The sequence below is a fragment of the Actinomycetospora sp. genome (assembly GCF_055612215.1).
The window spans coordinates 1-8,357 of record NZ_JBVPVA010000600.1 but is presented as its reverse complement, the minus strand read 5'-3'; the positions used below and the strand labels follow the sequence as shown (position 1 = coordinate 8,357).

General features: G+C 74.8%; 11 protein-coding genes. 4 read left to right on the top strand and 7 right to left on the bottom strand.

Annotation, left to right across the window (positions count from 1 at the left end):
• The coding region (locus AC0CYZ_RS16435; protein WP_472217211.1) for an amidohydrolase family protein at positions 1-690 on the top strand (690 nt) is incomplete at its 5' end.
• A 10-nt stretch (positions 691-700) separates the two neighbouring features.
• Here the strand turns inward: AC0CYZ_RS16435 and AC0CYZ_RS16430 are convergent.
• Entirely contained in the window at positions 701-1,036 is a 336-nt protein-coding gene (locus AC0CYZ_RS16430) for a hypothetical protein (protein ID WP_472217209.1), read from the bottom strand.
• Between the two features lie 137 nt (positions 1,037-1,173).
• Positions 1,174-1,914, bottom strand: coding sequence for an SDR family NAD(P)-dependent oxidoreductase (locus tag AC0CYZ_RS16425; protein ID WP_472217207.1), 741 nt, complete (start codon positions 1,912-1,914; stop codon positions 1,174-1,176).
• A 47-nt stretch (positions 1,915-1,961) separates the two neighbouring features.
• Between AC0CYZ_RS16425 and AC0CYZ_RS16420 the strand changes: the two genes are divergently transcribed.
• Positions 1,962-2,495, top strand: a complete 534-nt coding sequence (locus tag AC0CYZ_RS16420) for a GNAT family N-acetyltransferase (RefSeq protein WP_472217205.1) — start codon at positions 1,962-1,964, stop codon at positions 2,493-2,495.
• A gap of 28 nt (positions 2,496-2,523) precedes the next feature.
• On the opposite strand, the gene AC0CYZ_RS16415 is transcribed toward AC0CYZ_RS16420, so the two are convergent.
• From AC0CYZ_RS16415 to AC0CYZ_RS16395, 5 genes are all read right to left on the bottom strand, one after another.
• On the bottom strand, positions 2,524-3,132 hold the full coding sequence (locus AC0CYZ_RS16415) for a class F sortase (RefSeq protein ID WP_472217203.1): 609 nt from the start codon (positions 3,130-3,132) through the stop codon (positions 2,524-2,526).
• 116 nt (positions 3,133-3,248) lie between these two features.
• Positions 3,249-3,851 carry a hypothetical protein gene (locus AC0CYZ_RS16410; protein WP_472217201.1) on the bottom strand — a complete coding sequence of 201 codons (603 nt, stop codon included), beginning with the start codon at positions 3,849-3,851 and terminating at the stop codon, positions 3,249-3,251.
• Positions 3,852-4,002: 151 nt separating this feature from the next.
• Complete coding sequence (locus AC0CYZ_RS16405; protein WP_472217199.1) at positions 4,003-4,809, bottom strand: DUF1684 domain-containing protein; 807 nt, start codon at positions 4,807-4,809, stop codon at positions 4,003-4,005.
• A 107-nt stretch (positions 4,810-4,916) separates the two neighbouring features.
• Positions 4,917-5,762 (bottom strand): tryptophan 2,3-dioxygenase, encoded by an 846-nt coding sequence (locus AC0CYZ_RS16400; RefSeq protein WP_472217198.1) that lies wholly within the window; start codon positions 5,760-5,762, stop codon positions 4,917-4,919.
• Positions 5,759-5,920 carry a hypothetical protein gene (locus tag AC0CYZ_RS16395; RefSeq protein WP_472217196.1) on the bottom strand — a complete coding sequence of 54 codons (162 nt, stop codon included), beginning with the start codon at positions 5,918-5,920 and terminating at the stop codon, positions 5,759-5,761. The genes AC0CYZ_RS16400 and AC0CYZ_RS16395 overlap by 4 nt, the downstream gene beginning before the upstream one ends.
• Before the next feature lie 93 nt (positions 5,921-6,013).
• Here AC0CYZ_RS16395 and AC0CYZ_RS16390 point away from each other — a divergent pair, with 93 nt between their 5' ends.
• Together AC0CYZ_RS16390 and AC0CYZ_RS16385 are read left to right on the top strand one after the other, a co-directional pair.
• Positions 6,014-7,936, top strand: coding sequence for a TIGR03617 family F420-dependent LLM class oxidoreductase (locus tag AC0CYZ_RS16390; RefSeq protein ID WP_472217194.1), 1,923 nt, complete (start codon positions 6,014-6,016; stop codon positions 7,934-7,936).
• A gap of 66 nt (positions 7,937-8,002) precedes the next feature.
• The coding region (locus AC0CYZ_RS16385; protein ID WP_472217192.1) for a cupin domain-containing protein at positions 8,003-8,357 on the top strand (355 nt) is incomplete at its 3' end.

The window sequence follows — 8,357 nt, the reverse complement described above, 5'->3', positions numbered from 1 at the left end:
CACCCGGACCGGTTTGGCGCGTTCGCCACGCTGCCGCTCGGCGACCCGGCGGCCGCGGCCGAGGAGCTGCGGCGCACCGTCGGCGACGCGGGCTTCGTCGGCGCCATGGTGTTCGGCCAGACCCAGGGGCGGTTCCTCGACGACCCCGAGTTCGCGCCGGTCCGCGCCACCTGCGCCGAGCTGGGCGTGCCGCTCTACCTGCACCCCGCGCCGCCGCCGCCCGCGGTCGCCGAGATCTACTACGCGCGCCTCCCCGAGCGCGCGGGCGCCACCCTGGCGACGGCGGCCTGGGGCTGGCACGTCGAGACCGGCATGCACGTGCTGCGCCTCGCGGTCACCGGGACGTTCGACGCCCACCCGGACCTGCGCGTCGTCGTCGGGCACATGGGCGAGAACCTGCCCTTCTCGCTGGCGCGCGCCGACGAGCGGCTCGGCACCGCCACCGCCGGGGAGCGGCCGGTGATGCGCACCGTCCTCGACCAGGTCCTGATCACGACGGCGGGCTACACCACCGCGCCGCCGCTGGCGTGCGCGCTCGCGGTGTTCGGCCCCGAGCGGATCCTCTTCTCGGTGGACCACCCCTTCGCCGACTCGGCGGAGGCGACGGCATTCCTGGCCGACGCCCCGCTCGACGAGGCCGACCGGGAGCGGATCGCGCACGGCAACGCGGAGGCCCTGCTCGGGATCTGAGCCCCGGGGATCAGGGCGTCTCGCTGCACCCGCGGCAGGCGCGCCGCTGCTCCTCGACGCCGTGCCCCGCCGCCCACAGGCGCACGACCTCGATGCCCGGCGCGCGACGCCGGGCCGGGTCGCCGGTGTCGCGGTGGTGGTGCACGGTCCCGTCGTCCAGGGCCCGGCGGAGCGCCTCGACGGCACGGCGGACGGTGCCGAGGGCTCCGGACGCGGCCGACGGGTGCCCGACGACGGGTCGCGACGCGCCGGACTGCGTGGGGACCGAGCGGGGGCGGCCGGGCTGGGCCGGGACGGCGGGCTCGTGGACGGTGCGGGCCGGGGCGAGGTCGCGCGAGACGGTCACGTGTCCAGGAACGGCGGGGTGCGGGTCGATCTTGACCCCGCTCCCCCCGTGCCCCCGCGCGAACGACCTGAACGGCCCAGCCACCACGCCGCAGGATCACGGCGCCGCCCGCGACACCACCCGAACGCCGAGGTGCGCTACAGGTTCTGGCCGCCGTCGATCGTGATCGTCTGCCCGGTGATCGCCCGCGAGGTCACGAGTCCGACGACGGCCGCGGCGACGTCCTCGACGGTGGTCTCCCGCCCGACGATCGCGTTCGACGCCAGCTCCCGGCCCCGCTCCTCCTGGCCGGCCCACCACCGGGTCAGGACCAGCCCCGGCCACACCTCGTTGACCCGCACCGGCGCGAGGGCGTTCGCGAGCGCCCGGGTGAGCCCCGACAGCGCGGCCTTGGACACCACGTAGGGCACCGACGAGCCCCGCCCGGAGGCCACGGACGCGCTCCCGACGTTGACCACGCACCCGTCGTCGGCCGCTCGCAGGTCGGCGGCCGCCGCTCGTGCGCAGTGCCACGCCGAGAGCGTGTTCAGCCGGAACAGGCGCTCGAACACCTCGTCGTCGGCGGCCTCGAGGTCGTCGAGGGCGATGTGCTCGGTCCCGCCCGCGTTGTTGACCAGCACGGACACCGGCCCGAGCCGCTCCCGGACCTCCGCGACGAGACCGCGCACCGCGGCGTCGTCGGTGACGTCGGCCCGGAACGCGTCGGCCGTGCCGCCCGCGGCGCGGATGGCCTCGACGGTGGCGTTCGCGTCGTCCGCGGAGCGGCTGTACGCGACGGCAACGGCGTGGCCGCTCCCGTCCGGACCGCGCAGCCCCGCCAGCGCTTCGGCCACCGCCCGCCCGATGCCGGTCCCGCCGCCCGTCACCAGGGCTGTCATGGGGTCCTCCCGGGGTGCGTGGTCGAGCCGGCGGCGAAGATGGTCGCGTGTCCACCCGCCCCGACGCCACCGCTGCGCCCGCCGAGCGCCCGCGCCCCACCGTGGTCGTCCGCGACCTGCGCCCCGAGGACGTGCCCACCGTGGTGGGCTTCGTCCACGAGCTCGCCGAGTACGAGCGCGAGCCGGAGTCGTGCCTGCTGACGGCCGAACAGCTGCACGCCGCCCTGTTCGCCGAGCAACCCGCGGTGTTCGGGCACGTCGCGGAGGTCGACGGGGTCCTCGCCGCGACGGCGCTCTGGTTCACCACGTTCTCGACGTGGACCGGGGTGCACGGCATGCACCTCGAGGACCTCTACGTCTCGCCGTCGTACCGCCGCCTCGGGCTGGCCCGGGCCCTGCTGGCCCGGCTCGCGGCGGTGTGCGTCGAGCGCGGGTGGGCCCGGTTGGAGTGGGCGGTGCTCGACTGGAACGCCCCGGCGCTCGACTTCTACGCCACCCTGTCCTCGACCCCGCAGGACGGCTGGACCACCCACCGCGTGGACGCCGCGGCGCTGGCCGACCTCGCTGCGCTCGACCGCTGAGCCGGGCCGGGTCAGGTCGGCGGGCCGCTCAGGTCGGCGGGCCGCTCTCGCGCAGGAAGACGACCGTGTTGTCCCGGTAGGACCGCGAGGTCGGGTCGAACGATCCGCTGCACGTGATCAGCCGCAGCTCGGGGCCCGGGGTGCCGGCGTAGACCTCGCCGGTCGGGAACGCGTCCTTGGCGAACGAGCGCGTGGCGTAGACGGTGAACGGCACAGTGCGGCCGTCCTCGCGGGTCACGGTCACGGCGTCGCCCGGGGCGAGCTCGCCGAGCCGGTAGAACACCGACGGCCCGTTCTCCGCGGAGTCGATGTGCCCGATGATCACCGACGGGCCCTGCTGGCCGGGGGTGACCGAGTAGCGGTACCAGGCGGCGAGGTCGTAGAGCGGGCCCTTCGCCGGGACCTCCATGGTGCGGTCGGGGTTCAGCCCGACCGAGGCCACCCGCGAGTCGATGCCGAGCTTCGCGATCGTGATGCGGCCCGGTGGCGAGGGCGGTGGGCCGAGCGGGGTCGTCGGCCGGGCGGGCGCGCTCGTGGCGGGCGGCGCGGGCAGAGCGCCGGCGTCGTGCTCGGCCGGCGGCTGCTGCTGGAGGAGCACCGCGGCGACGATCGCGCCGACCCCGACGAGGGCCAGCACCGCGGCCAGCGCGAGCAGCGCCCGCCGCCGGGGCGTCCGTCCGGCAGAAGGGTCGGGAGAGGGCTCGGACGGCGCCGGCGCCTCGGCACCGGCGCCGTCCGGGGGCGTGGCCAGTCTCAGTCCTGGGTGCGACGACGACGGGTGGCCGCCATGGCCACGCCACCGGCGGCCACGAGCGCGCCGCCGCCGAGGGCGAACAGGTCACCATGCTCGACGCCCGAGGTGCTGCCGCCGCCCGTCTGCACCCCACCCGACGGCGTCTGGCTGGGCGCGCCACCGTTGCTCGAGCCGGAGCCGGAGCCCGTGCCGGAACCCGAACCGCTGCCCGAGGTCGAACCGCTGCCCGAGGTGGAACCGCTGCCGGCGGTCGAGCCACCCGCCGTCGAGCCACCCGCCGTCGAGCCACCGTTGGCGCCGCCGTTGCCGGCGGTCCCGCCGGCGCCGCCCTGACCCGGGGTCGTGGCACCGGCCGGGGCACCCGGCTGGCCCGGCGCGGGCGCACCCGGAGCACCCGGAGCGCCCGGAGCACCCGGCTGACCGGGCTGACCGGGCGCAGGCGCGCCCGGCGCGGGCTGCCCGGCGGGGGCAGGTGCCGGGGCGCCGGAGGGCGCGCCCTGGGGCAGCGGCGGCGTCCCGCTGGAGCAGGCGCCCAGGGCGCCGATCGCCAGTGTGGCCGCCGCGACGGCCATTCCGGCGCGGGTGGCGTTCACTCGCGTCATGAGTCCTCCACGTCTCCGGTGATCTCGATCGGATCACGGGTCGGGGGAGGTCATACCCCATCAGCGGTCTCTCACACGGCCGGTGCCGCACGCCCTCGCCACCGGACGACGAGCGCTCCCGCGCCGTGCCCGTCGTTCGTCCCTGCTCGGACTACCCCGCGGCGGGGAGCTGCTCGCCGGCCTCCACGGCGACGTCCAGGACGTTGTCCGCCGGCGGGAGCGGGCACGTCGCGAACGCGGTGAAGGCGCACGGCAGGTTGACGGTGCGATTGAGGTCGACGACGAGCGAGCCGTCCTCGGCCGGGTCGTCCGTCCGCAGGATGCGGCCGCCGCCATAGGTGCTCGCCCCGTTGGTGGCGTCGTGGAAGTGCAGCGTCAGCCCGCTGCCCTTCCCGGCCAGCGCCACGAGGCGGTGCTCGCGGCCGTCGAGCGCGAAGGTGACGGTCCCGACGGCCGTCGGGAAGTGCGACAACCCGTCGACCACGGCGCCGACGGTGATCCGCTGCGGCTCCGCGTAGGGCTCGAAGCGACCGGCGACGACCCAGCGCGGGTCGACCGGGAAGTGCGGCACCCCGCGGAAGGCGAGGCGGGTGGCGGCCTGCGGGTCGCGGACGCGCAGGGCGTAGGAGTCGGTGCGGCGGGCGAGCTCGACGACCCGCTCCCCCACCGTGACGAGCACGCCGGGAGCCCCGTCGACGGGGTGCACGACCCTGGTGCCGTCGACGCGCTCGCCGTCCACCTCGACCGCGTCCGCGGCCGCCGCGGTGATCTCGACGGAGCCGTCACCCGGCGCGCGCCAGGTCCCGGGCAGGTCGGCGACGGCGCGCGGGGTCTCGTCCAACCACTCCAACGCGGTCAGCGCGAGCCACCCGTGCGGCTCGCGCAGGGTCTCCTCGCGCTCGTCGTGCCAGCGCTGCCAGTCGGCCTGCAGGGTCTGGTGGTCGTCGGTGACCGTCATCGGGCGTCCTCCCGGGGTGTGGTCCTTCCGGTGCCAACCCACGGCGGGGCCACGCTGTTCCGACCCGGCGCCATCGGGATGTCGGTCAGGAACGCGACGCGGACGAGCTACAGCGCCGTCCGGACCGCGTAGAGCTCGGGGAAGAAGGTGAGCTCGAGGGCGTGCCGCAGGAACGCCGCGCCGCTCGAGCCGCCCGTGCCCGTACGGAAGCCGATCGTCCGCTCGACGGTCTTGAGGTGGCGGAAGCGCCAGAGCTGGAAGTTCTCCTCGAGGTCGATGAGCTCCTCGCAGGCCTCGTAGACGTCCCAATAGCGGTCGGGGTCGGCGTAGATCGTCCGGAACACCCCGACGAGCTCCGCGTTCTCGACGTGGGCCTCGCGCACGTCGCGGTGCAGCAGCTCGTCGGGCACCGGGTGGCCGCGCCGGGCGAGCAGCCGGAGGAACTCGTCGTAGAGGCTCGGGCGGTCCAGCGCGTCGGTGAGGATGCGCTGCGCCGTCGGGTCGTCGGCGAACATCTCGAGGAGGCGCTCGTCCTTGTTGCCGAGGACGAACTCCACGGCGCGGTACTGGTAGCTCTGGAACCCCGACGACGTCCCCAGGAACCCCCGGAACTGCCCGTACTCGCTCGGGGTCAGCGTGGCGAGCACCGACCACTGCTCGATGAGCTGGTGCTGCACGTGCTTGACGCGGGCCAGGCGCTTGAGCGCGAGCGCGAGGTCGTCGCGGGACAGGTCGTCGCACGCCGTGATCAGCTCGTGCAGGGCCAGCTTGAGCCAGAGCTCCGAGGTCTGGTGCTGGATGACGAAGAGCAGCTCGTCGTGGTGCTCGGGACGCGAGAGCGGGTGCTGCGCCGACAACAGCTCGTCGAGGTGCAGGTAGCGGCCGTAGGACAGGTTCTCGGTGAAGTCCCGCACGATCCCCGACTCGAGGGGCCGGGGCCCGTCGGTGCTCACCCGTCCCGCTCCTCACCGCAGCGAGGACAGGTGCTCGACGCCGGCCCGTCGCCGTCCGGAGCGTCCGGGTCCGGCATGGCGCCGCACGACGGACAGAGCAGGTGCATCCAGCACACCGGGTCCCCGCCCTCGGTCTCGTACTCGCGGTCGACGCTCACGACGACGATCCTGCGCGCTCGGCACGGACTGCTGCCAGACCCGACGGCTGCCAGACTCGGCGACGCCCGCACGACGAGGAGGTCGGCCGTCCGATGCGTCTCGAGACCCTGTTGCCGCTGGGGAAGGTCGATCCGGGTCTGCGGGCGCCGGAGAAGCCTCTGGACCTCCGCAGCGTGGCCGCGAACGCCGCGTTCCTCGAGGAGATCGGCTACGGCGGGCTCGCGGTCGAGGAGACCAAGGACGACCCGTTCGTCGTGCTGGCCCTGGCCGCCGCGGCCACGGAACGCCTCCGGCTGACCACCGCGGTCGCCATTGCGTTCCCGCGCAGCCCCACGACGACCGCGCTGCACGCGTGGACCCAGCAGAAGCTCTCGGACGGGCGGTTCACCCTCGGGCTGGGCACGCAGGTCCGCGGCCACATCCGGCGGCGCTACGGGCTGGAGTGGCACCCACCGGCCCCGTGGATGCGCGACTACGTCCGGGCGATGCGCGCGGTCTGGCACACCTGGCAGACCGGCGAGCAGCTCGACCACCACGGCGAGCACTACGACCTCGACCTCATGGTGCCGCTGTTCGACGCCGGGCCGATCGAGCACCCGGACATCCCCGTGCACCTCGCCGCCGTGAACACGAACATGTGCGCGGTGGCCGGTGAGGTCGCCGACGGCGTCCGCCCCCACCCGGTGTGCACCCCGAGCTACATCGCCGAGGTCATGCTCCCGGCGGTCCGGCGCGGCGCCGCCCGCTCCGGCCGGTCGCTCGACGGGTTCCGCGTCGCCATGAAGCCCCTCGTCGCGTCCGCGCGGACCGAGGAGGAGCTGCAGCCGAAGATCCGCGACGCCCGCGCCCGGATCGCGTTCTACGCCTCCACCCCCGGCTACCGCGCCGCGTTCGAGCACCTCGGCCTGGACGACCTCGCCGCCGACGCCAAGGAGCTCTCGAAGGCCCAGCGCTGGGAGGAGCTGCCCGACATGATCGACGACGGGACGTTGGACCGGTTCGCCGTCATCGGCACCCACGACGAGATCGGCCGGCGGCTGCTCGAGCGGTACTCGGGTGTGGTCACCGACGTCGAGTTCTCGATCGCGGTCAGCCCCGACCCCGAGCACCACGCCGCCGACCGCGAGACCCTGCGTGGCCTCGCCGCGGTCGTTCAGGGTGCCGACGACGCGGCCGCGCGCGCCGAGATCACCGGCGGCGCCCCGTCGTCCGAGCGAGAGGAGACCCAGGTGTCTGACGAGGACCCGGTGCACGTCGAGACCAGCGACGCCGTCACCGTCATCACCCTCGACCGCCCGAAGGCGCTCAACGCGGTGAACTCCCAGGTCGCCGCCGCGCTCGGGACCGCACTCGAGTTGGCCGACGCCGACCGGGACGTGCGCGCGATCGTCGTCACCGGCACCGGCCGGGCGTTCAGCGCGGGCGCGGACCTCAAGGCCGTCGCGCAGGGCGACACCCTCACCGACCCCGACCACCCGGAGTGGGGCTTCGGCGGGTTCACCCGGCACGAGCTGTCGACCCCGACCCTCGCCGCCGTCAACGGCCTGGCCTTCGGCGGCGGCCTCGAGCTCATGCTCTTCTGCGACCTCGCGATCGTGGACGAGGACGCCCGGCTGGGCCTGCCCGAGGTCACCCGCGGACTCGCCGCCGGCGCCGGCGGACTGGTGCGCCTCCCGCAGCGCATCCCCCGGGTCGTGGCCCTGGAGATGGCGATGACCGGGGCGCCCATCAGCGCCGCGCGGGCCTACGAGCTGGGTCTGGTCAACCGGGTCGCGCCCGCCGGCACCGCGCTCGAGGCCGCCCGCGCGATGGCCTTGACGATCGCGGCGAACGCCCCGCTGGCCGTGCGCGAGTCCCGCGGTCTGATGCTGCGCTCCGTCCACGCCGACGAGTCCGACGACGCGGTCTGGGAGGACAACACCGCCGTGATGGGCCGCATCTTCTCCAGCGAGGACGCGAAGGAGGGCCCGCGGGCGTTCGCCGAGAAACGTGCGCCCGTCTGGACCGGACGCTGAGCCGGTGACGTCGTCGTCGTCCGGACGACACCGATCCGCAACGACGGTGCCCCAGGCTTCGGCTCCATGACCAGCACCGCGCCCGACCCCGTCGAGCTCGTCGTCACCGACACCACCACCGCGGAGTGGCAGGACTTCCCGGTGCCGGCGATCGGGGCGGTGCTCGAGCACGTGCCACTGCTCGACGACCCTGAGACCGGTATGTCGGTGCTCAAGATGGTGTACCGCGCCGGGTTCACGAACCCCTGGCACACCCACCCGTGCGGGCACGGCATCTACGTGCTGTCCGGGACCCTGAACACCCATCAGGGCACCTACGGGCCGGGCAGCTTCGTGTGGTTCCCCGAGGGCGGGTCGATGGAGCACGGCGCGACCGCCGACGGCGACTGCACCTTCCTGTTCATCACCAACAAGCCCTTCG